General features: G+C 71.6%; 15 protein-coding genes. 5 read left to right on the top strand and 10 right to left on the bottom strand.

Going from position 1 to position 14,923, the window contains the following annotated elements:
- Positions 1–33 precede the first annotated feature (33 nt).
- The 4 genes from H7965_RS00260 (at position 34) to H7965_RS00245 (ending at position 5,474) form a co-directional block, all read left to right on the top strand.
- Positions 34–1,089 (top strand): ABC transporter ATP-binding protein, encoded by a 1,056-nt coding sequence (locus tag H7965_RS00260; protein WP_186768516.1) that lies wholly within the window; start codon positions 34–36, stop codon positions 1,087–1,089.
- Positions 1,086–2,093, top strand: coding sequence for an ABC transporter ATP-binding protein (locus tag H7965_RS00255; protein WP_229682421.1), 1,008 nt, complete (start codon positions 1,086–1,088; stop codon positions 2,091–2,093). The genes H7965_RS00260 and H7965_RS00255 overlap by 4 nt, the downstream gene beginning before the upstream one ends.
- Positions 2,094–2,162: 69 nt before the next feature.
- Positions 2,163–3,734 (top strand): fatty acyl-CoA synthetase, encoded by a 1,572-nt coding sequence (locus H7965_RS00250; protein WP_186768515.1) that lies wholly within the window; start codon positions 2,163–2,165, stop codon positions 3,732–3,734.
- A 57-nt stretch (positions 3,735–3,791) separates the two neighbouring features.
- Positions 3,792–5,474 carry a thiamine pyrophosphate-dependent enzyme gene (locus tag H7965_RS00245; protein ID WP_186768514.1) on the top strand — a complete coding sequence of 561 codons (1,683 nt, stop codon included), beginning with the start codon at positions 3,792–3,794 and terminating at the stop codon, positions 5,472–5,474.
- Between the two features lie 303 nt (positions 5,475–5,777).
- On the opposite strand, the gene H7965_RS00240 is transcribed toward H7965_RS00245, so the two are convergent.
- Together H7965_RS00240 and H7965_RS00235 are read right to left on the bottom strand one after the other, a co-directional pair.
- Complete coding sequence (locus H7965_RS00240; RefSeq protein WP_186768513.1) at positions 5,778–6,146, bottom strand: hypothetical protein; 369 nt, start codon at positions 6,144–6,146, stop codon at positions 5,778–5,780.
- Positions 6,143–7,924, bottom strand: a complete 1,782-nt coding sequence (locus H7965_RS00235; RefSeq protein WP_186768512.1) for a gamma-glutamyltransferase family protein — start codon at positions 7,922–7,924, stop codon at positions 6,143–6,145. Before H7965_RS00235 ends, H7965_RS00240 begins: the two co-directional genes overlap by 4 nt.
- A gap of 81 nt (positions 7,925–8,005) precedes the next feature.
- On the opposite strand from H7965_RS00235, the gene phnN reads away from it, so the two are divergent.
- Positions 8,006–8,554 (top strand): phosphonate metabolism protein/1,5-bisphosphokinase (PRPP-forming) PhnN, encoded by a 549-nt coding sequence (gene phnN / locus H7965_RS00230; protein WP_222440407.1) that lies wholly within the window; start codon positions 8,006–8,008, stop codon positions 8,552–8,554.
- On the opposite strand, the gene H7965_RS00225 is transcribed toward phnN, so the two are convergent.
- The 8 genes from H7965_RS00225 to phnH are packed head-to-tail and all read right to left on the bottom strand — an operon-like array spanning position 8,539 to position 14,922.
- The gene (locus H7965_RS00225) at positions 8,539–8,961 is read right to left on the bottom strand and encodes a DUF3024 domain-containing protein (RefSeq protein WP_229682419.1); all 423 of its coding nucleotides are present in this window, start codon (positions 8,959–8,961) and stop codon (positions 8,539–8,541) included. The genes phnN and H7965_RS00225 overlap by 16 nt on opposite strands.
- Entirely contained in the window at positions 8,961–9,656 is a 696-nt protein-coding gene (locus H7965_RS00220) for a DUF1045 domain-containing protein (protein ID WP_186768511.1), read from the bottom strand. The genes H7965_RS00225 and H7965_RS00220 overlap by 1 nt, the downstream gene beginning before the upstream one ends.
- The gene (locus tag H7965_RS00215) at positions 9,653–10,792 is read right to left on the bottom strand and encodes an alpha-D-ribose 1-methylphosphonate 5-triphosphate diphosphatase (RefSeq protein WP_186768510.1); all 1,140 of its coding nucleotides are present in this window, start codon (positions 10,790–10,792) and stop codon (positions 9,653–9,655) included. The genes H7965_RS00220 and H7965_RS00215 overlap by 4 nt, the downstream gene beginning before the upstream one ends.
- Positions 10,789–11,574 carry a phosphonate C-P lyase system protein PhnL gene (gene phnL / locus H7965_RS00210; protein WP_186768509.1) on the bottom strand — a complete coding sequence of 262 codons (786 nt, stop codon included), beginning with the start codon at positions 11,572–11,574 and terminating at the stop codon, positions 10,789–10,791. Before phnL ends, H7965_RS00215 begins: the two co-directional genes overlap by 4 nt.
- Complete coding sequence (phnK, locus tag H7965_RS00205) at positions 11,574–12,350, bottom strand: phosphonate C-P lyase system protein PhnK (protein ID WP_186768508.1); 777 nt, start codon at positions 12,348–12,350, stop codon at positions 11,574–11,576. The genes phnL and phnK overlap by 1 nt, the downstream gene beginning before the upstream one ends.
- Positions 12,347–13,204: an alpha-D-ribose 1-methylphosphonate 5-phosphate C-P-lyase PhnJ gene (locus H7965_RS00200; protein WP_186768507.1), complete on the bottom strand. Its 858-nt coding sequence runs from the start codon at positions 13,202–13,204 to the stop codon at positions 12,347–12,349. The genes phnK and H7965_RS00200 overlap by 4 nt, the downstream gene beginning before the upstream one ends.
- Positions 13,201–14,328: a carbon-phosphorus lyase complex subunit PhnI gene (locus H7965_RS00195; protein ID WP_186768506.1), complete on the bottom strand. Its 1,128-nt coding sequence runs from the start codon at positions 14,326–14,328 to the stop codon at positions 13,201–13,203. The genes H7965_RS00200 and H7965_RS00195 overlap by 4 nt, the downstream gene beginning before the upstream one ends.
- Positions 14,329–14,922 (bottom strand): phosphonate C-P lyase system protein PhnH, encoded by a 594-nt coding sequence (phnH, locus tag H7965_RS00190; protein WP_186768505.1) that lies wholly within the window; start codon positions 14,920–14,922, stop codon positions 14,329–14,331.
- Position 14,923 lies beyond the last annotated feature (1 nt).

Here is a 14,923-nt window from a genome sequence, read left to right as displayed (position 1 = left end):
GTTGCGTGGCACGGGGTTTGCCTCTCCCACGGCATGAACACGCCCCTGACCACTCCCAAGGATCGCGGCGGCCCGGCCCAGCCGCTGCTGCTGCTCAACGGCCTGAAGAAGCATTTCCCCATCCGCGGCGGCATGTTCGGCGGCACGGTGGCGACGGTGCGCGCGGTGGACGGCGTCTCCTTCGCCGTCCGCAAGGGCGAGACGCTCGGCATCGTCGGCGAGAGCGGCTGCGGCAAATCCACCACCGCCCGGTTGCTGATGCGGCTGATGGACCCCGATGCCGGGGACATGGTGTTCGACGGCGAGGCGGTCGGCGTCAATGTCCAGGCCGGCGGCATCACGCTGAAGGAATACCGTCGCCAGGTGCAGATGGTGTTCCAGGACAGCTATGCCTCGCTCAACCCGCGGCTGCCGATCGAGGACAGCATCGCCTTCGCCCCCAAGGTGCATGGCGTGTCCGGCGCGGAGGCGCGGGAGCGGGCGCGCGAGCTGCTGGCGGCCGTCGGCCTAGCGCCCACGCAATTCGCCCGGCGCTACCCGCATGAGCTCTCCGGCGGCCAGCGCCAGCGGGTGAATATCGCGAGGGCCCTGGCGCTGCATCCGCGCCTCGTGCTGCTGGATGAGCCGGTCTCGGCGCTCGACAAGAGCGTGGAGGCGCAGGTGCTGAACCTGCTGATGGACCTCAAGGAGAAATTCGGTCTCACCTATGTCTTCATCAGCCATGACCTGAACGTGGTGCAGTACATCTCGGACCGGGTGCTGGTGATGTACCTGGGCCAGGTGGCGGAGCAGGGGCCGGTGGAGGCGATCTACAACCGTCCGGCGCATCCCTACACCCAGGCGCTGCTGGCCAGCCGCCCCTCGATGGACCCGGCGCGGCGGCGGACCGAGCCGCCGCTGACCGGCGACCCGCCGAACCCGATCAACCCGCCCTCCGGCTGCCGCTTCCGCACCCGCTGCCCCCATGCCGAGGCGGTCTGCGCCGATCGCGCACCGGTGGCGGCCGAGCTCGGCGGCGGGCATGAGGCGGCCTGCCACATGGCGGCGCCGGGCAGTGGACACAGCAAGGCGGGGAGGCTGGCGGCATGAGCGAGGTTATGGAGCGACCGGCGGTGGGCACGACCCAGGCGGCCCCGCTGGTGCGGATGCGCGACGTGCATGTGCGCTTCGTCACCCGTGATCGCACCGTGCATGCGGTGAACGGCGTCGATATCGACCTCGCCGCCGGCGAGGTGCTCTGCATCCTCGGTGAAAGCGGCTCCGGCAAATCCGTCACCATGCGGGCGCTGATGAAGCTGCTGCCGCGCTTTGCCCAGGTATCCGGCAGCATCGCGGTCGGCGGCCGCGACGTGACCGCGATGAGCGAGGGCGAGCTGCAGGATTTTCGCGGCAGCGAGGTGGCGATGATCTTCCAGGAGCCGATGACGGCGCTGGACCCGGTCTTCACCATCGGCCGGCAGATCGCCGAGACGGTGCAGCGGCATGAGGGCGTCTCCCGCTCCGCCGCCATGGCGCGGGCGCTGGAGCTGTTCGAGCTGGTGCAGATCCCTTCCGCCAAGCGGCGGCTCGAAGCCTATCCGCATGAGCTGTCCGGCGGCCTCCGGCAGCGGGCGATGATCGCGGTCGCCCTGGCCTGCCGGCCGAAGCTGCTGCTGGCCGATGAGCCGACCACCGCGCTCGACGCCACGGTGCAGATCCAAGTGTTGCTACTGCTGCGGCAGTTGCAGGAACAGCTCGGCATGGGGGTGATCTTCGTCACCCATGACCTGGGCGTGGCCGGCGAGATCGCCGATCGTGTGGCGGTCATGTACGCCGGGAAGGTGGTGGAGGAAGGCCCGGTCGGCGCGCTGATGGCCGGGCCGCTGCACCCCTACCCGCGCGGGCTGCTGGGCGCCACGGTGCAGGCGGGGATGCGCGGCAAGCGCCTCACCACCATCCCCGGTGCGCCGCCCTCGCTTGAGACCGTGCCGACCGGCTGCGCCTTCGCCCCGCGCTGTGCCGAGGCGGAGCCGGCCTGCTCGGACGCCGTGCCGGCGCCGCGCGCCCCGGTGGCGGGGCGGATGGCGCGCTGCATCCACGTGGCGGGCGGCTGAACCGCTGCTGATTCCCTGCCCGCCCGGCCGCCGCTACACTGGCGGCAAAGCAAGGGCGGGGAGGGCCGAATGGCCGAGATCGGCGGGCGCGCCAGGCGCAACACCATCGGCGATGCGTTGCGCCGCGCCGGGGCGCGGTTCCGCGACCGTCCGGCACTGCGCTTCGGCGAAAGCCTCTGGAGCTTCGCCGCGCTCGACCGCGCCGCCGACCGCGTCGCCCGGATGCTGCTGGTGGAAGGGCTGCGGCCGGGCGACCGGGTATGCGCCTTCGGCCGCAATTCGGATGGCTATTTGCTGCTCTGGCTCGGCTGCGCCCGGGCCGGGCTGGTGCATGTCCCGGCCAATTACGCGCTGACCGGCGCGGAACTGGACTACATCCTGCGCCAATCCGGCGCCGCCGCGGTCTTCACCCAGCCGGCGCTGCGCGCGACGGCCGATGCCGCCGGCGGAGCGCTGCTGCGCGGCACGCTGGATGTGGGGGAGGGGGCGCTGGACGTGCTCGCCGTTGCTGGCGATGCGCGCTGGGATGCCGGGGAGCCGCCTGGCGAGGCGGTGGCCGAGACCGATCTGGTGCAGCTGCAATACACCTCCGGCACCACCGGCCAGCCGAAGGGCGCGATGATGACGCATCGCGCCATGCTCGCCCAATACGCCAGCGCCACCGTCGAGCTGGAGATGCGCCGCGACGACCGTGCCCTGGCGGCGCTGCCGCTGTACCACACCGCGCAGATGCACGCCTTCACCATGCCGCAGATGCTGAACGGCGCCTTCACCCTGTTGATCGAGGCGCCGCAGCCGGCGCGGGTGCTCGAGCTGATCGAGCGCGAGCGCATCACCAGCTTCTTCGCCCCGCCGACGGTCTGGATCACCCTGCTGCAGCACCCGGATTTCGCCCGGCGGGATCTCTCCAGCCTCGTCAACATCTACTACGGCGCCAGCATCATGCCGGTACCGGTGCTGCAGGAGCTGCGCGCCCGGCTGCCCGGCGCGCGGCCCTTCAACTGCTACGGCCAGAGCGAGATCGCCCCGCTCGCCACCGTGCTGCGGCCGGAGGAGCATGACGCCCGCCCCGGCTCGGTCGGCCGTGCCGTGCTGAATGTCGAGACACGGGTGGTGGACGCCGAGATGCGCGACGTCGGGCCTGGCGAGCGCGGCGAGGTGGTGCATCGCTCGCCCCAGCTCCTGCTCGGCTACTGGAACATGCCAGAGGAGACGGCGCGGGCCTTCGAGGGTGGCTGGTTCCACAGCGGCGACGTGGCGACCATCGACGAGGAGGGCTACCTGGCGATCGTCGACCGCACCAAGGACCTGATCAACACCGGCGGCGTGCTGGTCGCCAGCCGGGAGGTGGAGGAGGCGCTGTTCACCCATCCCGCCGTCGCCGAGGTGGCGGTGATCGCCGTGCCGGACCCCAAATGGATCGAGGCGGTGGCCGCGGTGGTGGTGCTGCGCGACCCGGCCGCGCCGGATGTGGAGGCTGCCTTGCTGGCGCATGCCCGCGCTCATCTGGCGCCCTACAAGGTGCCGAAGCGGATCATCATCGCCGAGGCGCTGCCGAAGAACACCGCTGGCAAGCTGCTGAAGCGGGAGCTGCGGGCCATCCATGCCGGGACGGCGAGCGCCGCCCTCGGCGCAGGGTGACGGCCGCCGGGCGCGCCGCTATGGTCCGCGCCACTCTGATCGACGGGAGCGAACGGCATGACGGCGGCGGTAACGCGCGAGGCGCGGCTTGGCGGGCATATCCTCGCGGATGCGCTGGTGGCGCAGGGCGTGACCCATGCCTTCTGCGTGCCGGGGGAAAGCTACCTCGACCTGCTGGACGGGCTCTATGCCCAGCGCAATCGGATCCAGCTCACCACCTGCCGGTTCGAGGCGGGGGCGGTCCATATGGCCGAGGCCTATGGCAAGCTGACCGGCCGGCCCGGCGTCGCCATCGTCACCCGCGGCCCGGGCGCCTGCCATGCCGCCATCGGCGTGCATGTGGCCTTCCAGGACAGCACCCCACTGGTGCTGCTGATCGGCCAGATCCCCTTCGAGGAGACCGACCGCGAATCCTTCCAAGAGGTTGACTACCGGAAGATGTTCGCGCCGCTGGCGAAATGGGTCACCCAGATCGATGACGCCGCGCGCATCCCGGAGCTGATGGCGCATGCCTTCGACGTCGCCACCAGCGGCCGGCCCGGGCCGGTGGTGGTGGCGATCTCCGAGGAGATGCAGCGCAAGATGGCGGCGGTGCCCGATCTGGCGCCCGCCGCCGTGCTGCCGCCGCATCCGGCGCCGGATGCCATCCCCCGGCTGATGGAGATGCTCGGCCGCGCGCAGCGGCCGCTGGCCGTCATCGGCGGCAGCCGCTGGACCGCCGAGGGCCGCGCGGCCATCCGCGACTTCCTGGTCGCCAACGACATCCCCGTCGCCGTCGGCTTCCGGCGCCAGGGGCTGTTCGACGGCACCCATCCGAATTTCGTCGGCGACCTCGGCGTCGGCGCCGATGCGACGCTGGTCGCCAAGGCGAAGCAGTGCGATTTGTTCCTCGCCATCGGCACCCGGATCGGCGAGACGGTGTCGCAGGGCTACACCCTGTTCGATATGGCCGGCGCGACGCCGATCGTGCATGTCTACCCGGACCAGGCGGAGATCGGCCGGGTCTACCGCCCGGCGCTTGGCATCACCGCCGACCTCAACGCCTTCGCCCTGGCGGCCAAGGCGGCGCAGCCCATTGCCAAGCCGGTCTGGAGCGGCTGGCGGGCCGAGCTGCGCGCGGCGCGTGAGGCCCAGGCCAAGGCGCCGCAGTACGACGGTTCGCTGAACCTGGCGGTGGCTTTGCAGGAGTTGGAGAAGGCGCTGCCGGCTGACACCATTTTCACCACGGATGCCGGCAATTTCGCCACCTGGCCGACCCGCTTCATGCATGTCAGCGAGGGCCAGGATTTCCTCGGCCCGACCAACGGCGCCATGGGCTACAGCGTGCCGGCGGCGATCGGCGCCAAGATCACCCATCCGGACCGCACCGTCATCGGCTTCGTCGGTGACGGCGGCTTCCTGATGACCGGGCAGGAGATCGCGACGGCCTTCCACCACAAGGTCGCGCCTATCATCCTGGTCTTCAACAACCAGATGTACGGCACCATCCGCATGCATCAGGAGCGGCACTACCCCGGCCGCGTCTCCGCGACCCAGCTCACCAACCCGGATTTCGCCCGCTTCATCGAAAGCTTCGGCGGACATGGCGAGATCGTCGAGGCGACGGACCAGCTGGTGCCGGCGGTGAAGCGGGCGATGGCCAGCGGCAAGCCGGCGATCGTCGAGGTGCGCACCAATCCGGAGCAGGTGACCAACCGCTCGACCATCGAGCAGTTGCGGGCGCAGGCGGCGAAGGCCTGAAGCAAGCAGTGGGTCGGCGTGGATGCACGGGCATCCACGCCGGCCTGCGCTTCAGCCTGCTGCGGATTGCGTGCACGACCGAACGCTGCTCCGCCTGCGGAAGCGCCCAGTTTTGCTCGTGACCACCATCCCCTGCCGGATTTGACCCAGCCATCCCTGAGCGGCTGATTTGCCGAGGATCCGGATGCGCGGGCAACGCCCGCGCATGGTGGGAATGGGCGCGCGTCGCTTTTTCCCGCAGCCTGCTTGCTTCAAGCTGGAGCAAGCAGGCTTCAGCCTCGTTGGTTGGTCGCGTGCTTCACGCTACTGGCCGCCCGCCACCGTGGCGCCGGTGTCCGGACGGGGCAGCGGGCCGCCGAAGATCAGCGCCTCGCGCGTCGGCAACCCCATCACATCCCAGCTCGCCGGCGCCTCCGCGGGGCTGGAGGGGAAGGGGCTACGGCGCAGCCGGGCGAGGACGCGGCGGCGCTGGGACGGCGTCAGCTCATCCCAGAAGCGGGTCAGCCAAGGGGCTTGCCGCAGCCGCGCCTGGGGTGTGGGCACCGCGCTGACGGCGGGCGGGTTCGGCCGCGGCTCCATCGCCCGGATCGGGCCGGGGCGCGGGTTCAGCGCGTCACAGCCGGTCAGCAGCAGCAGGGCCCAGGCGGCCCCGCACCATCCCGGAAGCTTCACCGCCCCACCGCATACCCCTGCATTCCCCGCGGATTGGCACCCGCGAAAATCTGCCCATCCGTTTCCAGCCGTGCTCCGGTCAGCCGCCCCTCCGACCACTCGCCGCCCATCTCGACAGCGTGGCCGCGCGCCTTCAACTCGGCAAGCACCGCCGGATCGTAGCGGCCCTCGATCACCACTTTCCCCGGCTTGGCGCCGCGCGGCCAGAAGCTGCTGATCCAGTGCTCGGAATGGAAGCTCGGCAGGTCGATCGCCTGCTGGATGTTGAAGCGGTGGTCGATCATCCGGGCCAGCATGATGGACTGCCACTGGTCCTGCTGCTCGCCGCCGGGTGTGCCGAAGCTCATCCAGGGCTTGCCGTCGCGCAGCACCATGCTGGGCGAGAGGGTGGTGCGCGGCCGCTTGCCGGGCTTCAGCCCGTTCGGCAGCGACTCGTCCAGCCAGAACATCTGGCACCGGGAGCCGAGGCAGAAGCCGAGGCCGGGGATCGCCGGCGAACTCTGCAGCCAGCCCGCCGAGGGCGTCGCCGAGACGAAATTGCCGTGCCGGTCGATGACATCGACATGACAGGTGTCGCCACCCGAGGCGCCGAGGCGGGAGACGGTCGGCTCGCCGGTACCGGCGGCCATGGCCATTTCCTGGCCACGGGCGATAGCGGCGGCATAATCGGTGCGCGGTGCGCGGCCGCCCGGGCTGCCGGGGCGGAACTCGTTGTTCGCCTCGCGCCCGATCAGTGCCCGGCGCGCCGCGGTGTATTCGGCCGAAAGCAATGTCGCCATCGGCACGTCAGTGAAATTCGGATCGCCGATGAAAGCCTCACGATCCGCGAAGGCCAGCTTCATGCATTCGACCACGGTGTGGATGAACTCCGCGCCGACCGGGTCCATGGCGCCGACGTCGAACCCCTCCAGCAGCGCCAGGGTCTGCAGCATCGCCGGCCCCTGGCTCCAGGGGCCGCATTTCAGCACGGTGCGGTCGCGGTAGCCGTGCGTCAGCGGCGCCTCGACCGAGGCCCGCCAGCCGGCCATGTCATCCGCGGTCAGCAGCGCGTGGTGGCGCCGGCCGCTGGTGTCGAGGGCGGCGAATTCACGGCCGAAGCGGTCGATCGCCTCGGCGACGAAGCCGCCGTACCAGGCGCGCCGGGCGGCCTCGATCTGCTCCTCCCGGTCGTCGCTGGCCGCCTCGGCCTCGCGCACCACCCGGCTGTAGGTCTCGGCCAGCTCGGGGTTGGTATAGAGCCCGCCCGGCGTCAGCCCGCGCAGCCAGAGCGCGGCGGAACTCGGCCAGGCGGTTTCGAACAATGGCCGGACGGTCTCGATGGTGGCGCAGACCCGGGGCACCACATGGGCGCCACGCGTGGCGTAGCCGATGGCGTATTCCAGCACCTCGCGCAGCCGCCAGCTGCCGTGGTCGCGCAGCATCAGTGCCCAGGCGTCGAAGGCGCCGGGGATGGGGGCGCAGAGGAAGCCGGTGCCGGGCACCATCGAAAGGCCGAGTTCGTCCCTCAGCTTCGTCACCGTCATCGCGGCCGGGGCTGGGCCCTGGCCGCAGATCACCTGCTGGCTGCCGAGCTTCGCGCTGTGCAGGATGATCGGGCAGTCGCCGCCCGGGCCGTTGAGGTGAGGCTCGACGATTTGCAGGGTGAAGCCGGCGGCGGCGGCGGCGTCGAAGGCATTGCCGCCCCGCTCCAGCACCGCCATCCCGACCTGCGACGCGATCCAGTGGGTGGAGGCGACCGCGCCGAAGCTGCCGGCGATCTCGGGGCGGGTGGTGAACATCAGTGCCTGGTCTCCGCAGGAATTTGCCGGCGACGATTGGCGCAGGCAGACAGGGCGCGGTCAATCGGGAAGCTGCCGGGCATGCTGATAGGAGTGGTGGGGCCTTCGGGCGCGGGCAAGGATACGCTGATGGCGGGCGCCCGCGCCGCGCTGGATGGTGATGCGCGCTTCCGCTTCGTGCGGCGCAGCATCACCCGCCCCGCCGAGGCCGGAGGGGAGGACCACCTGCCGCTCTCGCCCGAGGAGTTCGAGGCCCGCCGGGTCACCGGCGGCTTCGCCCTGTGGTGGGAGGCGCATGGGCTGCGCTACGGCATCCCGGCCGATATCGGCGCGGATCTCGCCGCCGGGCGGGTGGTGGTGGCCAATCTCTCCCGCACCGTGCTGGCCGGGGCGGCGGCGCGGCTGCCGCTGCTGGTGCTGGAGATCAGCGCGCCGATCGAGGTCCTGGCCGCCCGCCTCGCCGCCCGGGGCCGCGAGGCGGCGGCCGATATCGCCGCGCGGCTGGCGCGGGAGGCGCCGCTGCCGGCGGGGCTGCGGGTGGCGCGGGTGATGAATGACGGGCCGGCCGAGGCCGGCGTCGCCGCGGTGCTGGCGGTGCTGCGGGGAGCTGCGGCTCAGGAAAGCGGGTGAAGCAGGCCGTTCGATTCGACCTCGGCAAGGCACTCGGCCAGGGTGAGGCCCTGCCGCAGCGGCCACCACTGCCCGGTATGGCGATGCCAGTCGAGATCGAAGCGGTTCGGCCCGCGGTAGGTCAGCCGGGCGAAGGGGCTGTCGAATTCCTCGACCGGGCCATGCTGGCCGCTGGTCCGCCAGCGCTGGATGAGGCGATAGGCGCTGCCGTGCCAGGCGCCGCGCAGCCCGACAGGATAATTGAATCCATGCGGGCTGGGCTTAATCTCCGGCAGGAAGCGCGGGATCAACACCACGGCAATGAAGGCCTCGCACGCCCGGGTGATGGCCTGCTTCTCGGCCTCCGGCGGTCTGACCGGGGCCGGCTTCTCCGGCATCCGCATCCAGACCCGCGGCCGCCGGGTCATCAGCCGCGCAACGGCAGCCGCTGCGCGACCAGGAAGGGCGCGCCGGGGCCAGATTGGGTGAAGAGGCACAGCTCCCGCACCTGCCGCGGCCGTCCCGGCGCCTCACCGAGAAAATCCGTCACCGCCGGCAGCACCACCGCCTTCTCCTCCGGGCTCAGCCGCCGGGTGAGGGTGACATGGAAGTGCCATTCGCTGAACACGTATGGGTAGCCCCAACGCTCCAGCAGCGCCGCCTGGGCGGGGTTCAGCCCCGATCTGCGGCGGCGGGCCAGCTCCGCCTCGCCGGGCGGGGCGCGGCAGGGGTCGAGCGCCTCGACGCACTCTGCGGCGAAGGCGTGCAGGGCGGGGCAGGGCGCGGTCTCGCGCAGCGCCAGGAAGCCGCCAAGGTCCTGCACCGCCAGCGGCGGCAGGTCGAAGGGCGCGGTGCGGGCGGCCAGCGCCTCGGCCACGCCGATCGCCTCGCCCCAGCTCCTGGCCAGGCGGAAGGGTGGCTTCAAGGTGGCGTGCAGCCCGTAGCCGCGCGGATCGGCGGTCAGCGCCGCCAGGTCGAGCCCCGGCAGCGCCGGCTGCGGCAGGGCGCTGCCGGTCTCGGCATCCCGCCCCAGCCAGGTGGAGCCGAGGCGGTGCAGTGGGTCGTCCAGCTCCGGCGCCCAGTAGAGCGCCAGCCGTGCCGCGGGTGAGGGGGCGCCGATCACGCCACCCGCTCGCCGGCCCGCCAGACCCGCCGGACCGACACCATGCCGTCCTGCGCCCGGACCTGCGCCAGATCGGCCCGCAGCCCGGCGGCGATTCGGCCGCGGTCGGCGAGCCGTGCCATCCGCGCCGGCGCCGCGGTGACCATGGCGACGGCGGCCGGCAGGGAGATGCCGGTCTCGGCGGCGCAGCGCCATGCGGCCTCGACCAGGGCGGCGGGGACATAGTCGCTGGCCAGCGCATCGACCACGCCCTCGCGCACCATCTCGGCGGCGTTGACATTGCCGGAATGGCTGCCGCCGCGGACGATGTTCGGCGCCCCGGCGATCACCTCGACGCCGATCCGCCGGGCGGCGACGGCGGCTTCCATCGTCACCGGGAACTCGCTGATGCGGATGCCGTCGGCGGCGTTGCGGGCCACCTCCTCGACATCGTCGTCGTCATGCGAGGCGAGCGGCAGGTCGCGATGCGCCAGCCGGTCCAGCAGCCAGCGACGCTGGGTCTCGCGCAGCCGGGCGCGCTGGGCGAGCAGCGCCTCGATCCGCGCCTCCACCGCCTCGGCCGAAAGCTGCATCTGGCGTTGGCGCATCGCCCGGTAGCGGTCGAGGTCGCGGTACTGGCCGACGCCGGGCGAGTGGTCCATCAGGCTGGCCATCACCACCCGCGGATGGTCGGCCACGCGCTCCAGCGCCTCCGGCATGTCGGCTGCCGGCAGTTCGCAGCGCAGGTGCAGGAAATGCTCGGATTTCAGCAGCCCGGTGTCGGCCAGCGCGTCGAGGTCGCGGACCCCGTCGATGAAGGTCTGGCCGCGGCCGACATCGAAGCCGAGGTCGCCGAGGCAGAGCGCGTCCAGCACCGTGGTGACGCCGGCCGAGGCGCATTGCGCGTCATGTGCCAGCATCGCCGAGCGGCTGGGCCAGCGGGCATTGCTGCGCGGCAGCACCTGGCGTTCGAGATTGTCGGTATGGACGTCGACGATGCCGGGGATCAGGTGGTCGCCGCCGAGGTCGATGGCGCCGGCGGCATGGCTGCGGCCCGGCTGCACCTCGGCGATCACGCCGCCGCGCAGTACCAGGGTGCCGGGCAGCATCGCATCGGGCAGGACGAGCTGGGCGTTGGTCAGGATCGTCTCGGTCATGCTGCGTCCTTGGCCGGGTTCATCGGTGCGTCGTCTGGCAAGGGGAGTACCTCGAACAGCCGGTCAGCGACGCGGTCGCGGACCTCGGTGTCATGGAAGATGCCGATGATGGCGGCGCCGGCGCGCTTCGCCTCCTCGATCAGGGCGACGACCACCTCGCGGTTGCCAGCGTCGAGGCTGGCGGTGGGTTCGTCCAGCAACAGCACCGGGTAATGCGGCGCGAAGCCGCGCGCCAGGTTCACCCGCTGCTGCTCGCCGCCGGAGAAGGTGGCGGGCGGCAGCGCATGCAGCGCCGTCGGCAGGTTGAGCCGCGCAAGCAGCGTGGAGGCGCGGGCCCGGGCCTCCTCGCGCGGGGTGCCGCGGGCGAGCAGCGGCTCGGCGACGATGTCGAGGGTCGGGACGCGCGGGATCACCCGGAGGAACTGGCTGACATACCCCAGCGTGTCGCGCCGCACCGCCCGCACCAGCCTTGGGTCGGCGGTGGCGAGGTCGATCTCGGCACCCTGGTGGCGCAGCAGGATGCGGCCCTCGCCGGCGGCGTAGTTGCCGTAGAGGCAGCGCATCAGCGTCGATTTCCCGGCGCCGGAGGGGCCGGCGAGGGCCACGCATTCGCCCGGATGGACGCTGAGCTCGACGCCGCGCAGCACCGGAATGCGGGCGGCGTTCTGCAAATGCAGGGTGAAGGTCTTGCCGAGGCCTTCCGTGCGGATGGCCGGCGATCCGATGACCGGAGCGCCGCATGGCACGGAGGTCTGGATCGGATCGTTCGTCGCTTCAGCCATCATGCTGCCAGAACCGAGGCGACAAGAAGCTGGGTGTATTCATGCTGCGGATCATCCAATACCCGATCGGTCAGCCCCTGTTCCACCACCTTGCCATGCCGCATCACCAGCAGGCGATGCGCCAGCAGCCGCGCCGCGGCGATGTCATGCGTCACCAGCAGCACCGCCAGGCCAAGCTCGGCCACCAGGGTCCGCAGCAGGTCGAGCAGCCTTGCCTGCACCGAGACGTCCAGGCCGCCGGTCGGCTCGTCCATGAAGACCAGCCTGGGGTGGGTCACCAGGGTGCGGGCGATCTGCAGCCGCTGCTGCATGCCGCCGGAGAACTTGCCCGGCAGCGTGTCGATCCGCGAAGGGTCGATCTCCACCCGCTGCAGCCATTCGGTGGCGGCGGCGCGGAGCCCGCCATAGTGGCGCGCGCCAGTGGCCATCAGCCGCTCGCCGATGTTGCCGCCGGCGGAGACGCCCATGCGCAGCCCGTCGCGCGGGTTCTGGTGGACAAAGCCCCAGTCGCTGCGATGCAGCCGGCGCAGCGCCGCCTCGCCCATGCTGTGCACGGCGTGGGGGGTGCCCTCGGGGTCGCGGTAGGTCACGCTGCCGGCCTCCGGCCGCAGCAGGCCGGAGAGCACGCGCAGCAGCGTGGTCTTGCCGGAGCCGCTCTCGCCGACGATGGCGACGACCTCGCCGGGATGGATCTCGATGCCGACCTCGTCGAGGGCGGCGATCGGGCCGTAGCGCAGGGAGAGGCCCCTTGCTTCAAGCAATGGCGCGTCGCTCATTCCGCGGCCTCCTGCGTGGCGGCGGCCTGCCGGGTGTTGCAGTAATCCGTGTCGGAGCAGACGAACATCCGCCCGCCCCGGTCATCGGTGACCACCTCATCGAGGTAGCTCTCACGCGAGCCGCAGAGGGCGCAGGGCGCATCGGCGCGCACCGGCCTGAAGGGGTGATCCTCGAAATCGAGGGAGCGCACATCGGTGTAGGGCGGCACGGCATAGATCCGCTTCTCCCGCCCGGCGCCGAAGAGCTGCAGCGCCGGCATGCGGTGCAGCTTCGGGTTGTCGAAGGCCGGGATGGGCGAGGGCGACATCAGGTAGCGATCCGCCACCATCACCGGGTAATTGTAGCTGATCGCGACATGGCCGTGCCGGGCGATATCTTCATAGAGCTTCACATGCATCAGCCCGTAATCGGCCAGCGCGTGCATGCGTTTCGTCTCGGCGACGCGCGGCTCCAGCCGGAACAGCGGCTCCGGCATCGGCACCTGGTAGACGAGGATCTGGCCCTCGCGCAGCGGGGTCTCCGGGATGCGGTGGCGGGTCTGGATGACGGTTGCCTCCCCGGTGCGCTCGGTGGTGGCGACGCCGGCGACGCGGGCGAAGAAGCGGCGGATGGAGACGGCGTTGGTGGTGTCGTCGGCGCCCTGGTCGATCACCTTCAGCGTGTCGTCCGGGCCGATGACGCTGGCCGTCACCTGGATGCCGCCGGTGCCCCAGCCATAGGGCAGCGGCATCTCGCGGCTGCCGAAGGGCACCTGATGCCCCGGCACGGCGACCGCCTTCAGCAGTGCCCGGCGGATCATCCGCTTGGTGTTCTCGTCCAGGTAGCCGAAATTATAGCCGGCCTCGGCGCTCATTCCGCCGCCTCCCGCAGGACGGTCGCGCGCATCTCCCGCACCTTCTCCAACTCGCTCTGGAAATCGACGTAATGCGGCAGCTTGAGGTGCTCGACGAAGCCCGTCGCCTCGACGTTGTCGCAGTGGTAGAGCACGAACTCCTGGCATTGCGCCGGCGCCGTCGCCTCCTCGCCCAGCTCATCCGCCCGCAGCGCGCGGTCGACCAGCGACATCGCCATCGCCTTCCGCTCGCCATGGCCGAAGACGAGGCCGTAGCCGCGGGTGAACTGCGGCGGCTCGGTCTTCGAGCCGGCGAATTGGTTCACCATCTGGCATTCCGTGACGGTGATCTCGCCGATCTCGACGGCGAAGCCGAGCTCCGGCGGCAGGATCTCCACCGCCACTTCGCCCATGCGGATCTCCCCGACGAAGGGGTGGGCGTTGCCGTAGCCGCGCTGCGTGGAATAGCCCATCGCCAGCAGGAAGCCCTCGTCGCCGCGCGCCAGCGCCTGCAGCCGCAATGGCCGGCCGGCGGGGAAGGCGAGGGGCTCGCGGGTCAGGTCGGGCGGTTCCGCCTCGCCCGGCGCCTCGGGCGCCATCAGTCCTTCCTGCGCCAATATTCCGGTGACGCGGGGCAGGCCGGCCGCGATCCCGGCCGGGGCGGGCGCCGGCTGGCTTCCGGCGAGGCTGGCAGGGCGCGGCGATTCACGCCCCGGTTCCTGCGAAACGGGACGATCTCCGGCCAGCGCAAAATCCAGCAGCCGATGGGTGTAGTCGAAGGTGGGGCCCAGCACCTGCCCGCCTGGCAGATCCTTGTAGGTAGCGCTGATCCGGCGGCGGATGCGCATGGCGCCGCTATCGATCGGCAGGCTGGCGCCGAAGCGGGGCAGGGTGGTGCGATAGGCGCGCAGCAGGAAGGCCGCCTCGATCAGGTCGCCGCGCGCCTGCTTGATGGCCAGCGCCGCCAGCCCTCGGTCATAGCAGGCGCCCTCCGCCATCACCCGATCGACCGCGAGGCCCATCTGCTGCTCGATCTGCGCCAGGCTCAGCTCCGGTACCGCGGCGTCGCCGCGACGGGTTTCGGCCAGCCAGGCATGGGCGGCGTCGATCGCCCGCTCGCCGCCCTTCACTGCAACATAGGCCATTCAGCCCTCCTCGATGCGGGTGGTGCGCGGCAGCGCCGCCAGCCATTCGCCGGCGCAGAGCACGACATCCACGCCGCGCGGGAAGCCGGCGCGGTTGGCCGCCCATTGGGTGGTGAAGTCGGCCTGCAGGCCCTCGACCCGCAGCCGGTGCGCATGCTCGATCCCGGGTCCGGTCAGGTGCCAGCCGAACCCCTCCTGCAGGCCGGCGACCTGCACCAGCAGCGTGGCGGAGCGGTGCGGCTCCTCCTCGCTGCCCTGGGCCAGGGTGGCGAGACGCGGAGGCGTGCCGGTGACGAGAAGGAAGACGGCCTCGGCCGGGTCCGCCACCAGCGGGCAGCCGGCATGGAAGCGCAGCCAGGCCTCAGCCACGGCGCCGGCATCGGTCCAGACCGGGGTATCGGCATCGGCCAGGGTCAGCAGCGCGGCGGCCGAGGCGGCGCTGAGCGGCGGCGGCGGCAGGGCCAGGCCGGCGATGCGCTGCGGCCGGCCGGGGCCGGCCATGGCGTCCAGCAGGGCGCGGAAGCAGCCCTGGGCGCCAAGGACCGGGTCGGCGAAGCCGGGGGTGAGGCCCAGGGGGGTATCGGTTGTCGGCATG

The organism is Siccirubricoccus deserti (genome assembly GCF_014283215.1).
Lineage (GTDB): Bacteria > Pseudomonadota > Alphaproteobacteria > Acetobacterales > Acetobacteraceae > Siccirubricoccus > Siccirubricoccus deserti.
This window is presented reverse-complemented; position numbering and strand designations above follow the sequence as displayed.

Bases quoted from the DNA above. Each gene is read 5' to 3' on its own strand.
- H7965_RS00245 (WP_186768514.1), top strand. From the start codon at position 3,792: ATGACGGCGGCGGTAACGCGCGAGGCGCGGCTTGGCGGGCATATCCTC.
- H7965_RS00215 (WP_186768510.1), bottom strand. From the start codon at position 10,792: ATGACCGAGACGATCCTGACCAACGCCCAGCTCGTCCTGCCCGATGCG.
- phnK (WP_186768508.1), bottom strand. From the start codon at position 12,350: ATGAGCGACGCGCCATTGCTTGAAGCAAGGGGCCTCTCCCTGCGCTAC.
- H7965_RS00250 (WP_186768515.1), top strand. From the start codon at position 2,163: ATGGCCGAGATCGGCGGGCGCGCCAGGCGCAACACCATCGGCGATGCG.
- H7965_RS00235 (WP_186768512.1), bottom strand. From the start codon at position 7,924: ATGTTCACCACCCGCCCCGAGATCGCCGGCAGCTTCGGCGCGGTCGCC.
- phnN (WP_222440407.1), top strand. From the start codon at position 8,006: ATGCTGATAGGAGTGGTGGGGCCTTCGGGCGCGGGCAAGGATACGCTG.
- H7965_RS00200 (WP_186768507.1), bottom strand. From the start codon at position 13,204: ATGAGCGCCGAGGCCGGCTATAATTTCGGCTACCTGGACGAGAACACC.
- H7965_RS00195 (WP_186768506.1), bottom strand. From the start codon at position 14,328: ATGGCCTATGTTGCAGTGAAGGGCGGCGAGCGGGCGATCGACGCCGCC.
- phnH (WP_186768505.1), bottom strand. From the start codon at position 14,922: ATGCCGACAACCGATACCCCCCTGGGCCTCACCCCCGGCTTCGCCGAC.
- phnL (WP_186768509.1), bottom strand. From the start codon at position 11,574: ATGGCTGAAGCGACGAACGATCCGATCCAGACCTCCGTGCCATGCGGC.
- H7965_RS00260 (WP_186768516.1), top strand. From the start codon at position 34: ATGAACACGCCCCTGACCACTCCCAAGGATCGCGGCGGCCCGGCCCAG.
- H7965_RS00225 (WP_229682419.1), bottom strand. From the start codon at position 8,961: ATGACCCGGCGGCCGCGGGTCTGGATGCGGATGCCGGAGAAGCCGGCC.
- H7965_RS00255 (WP_229682421.1), top strand. From the start codon at position 1,086: ATGAGCGAGGTTATGGAGCGACCGGCGGTGGGCACGACCCAGGCGGCC.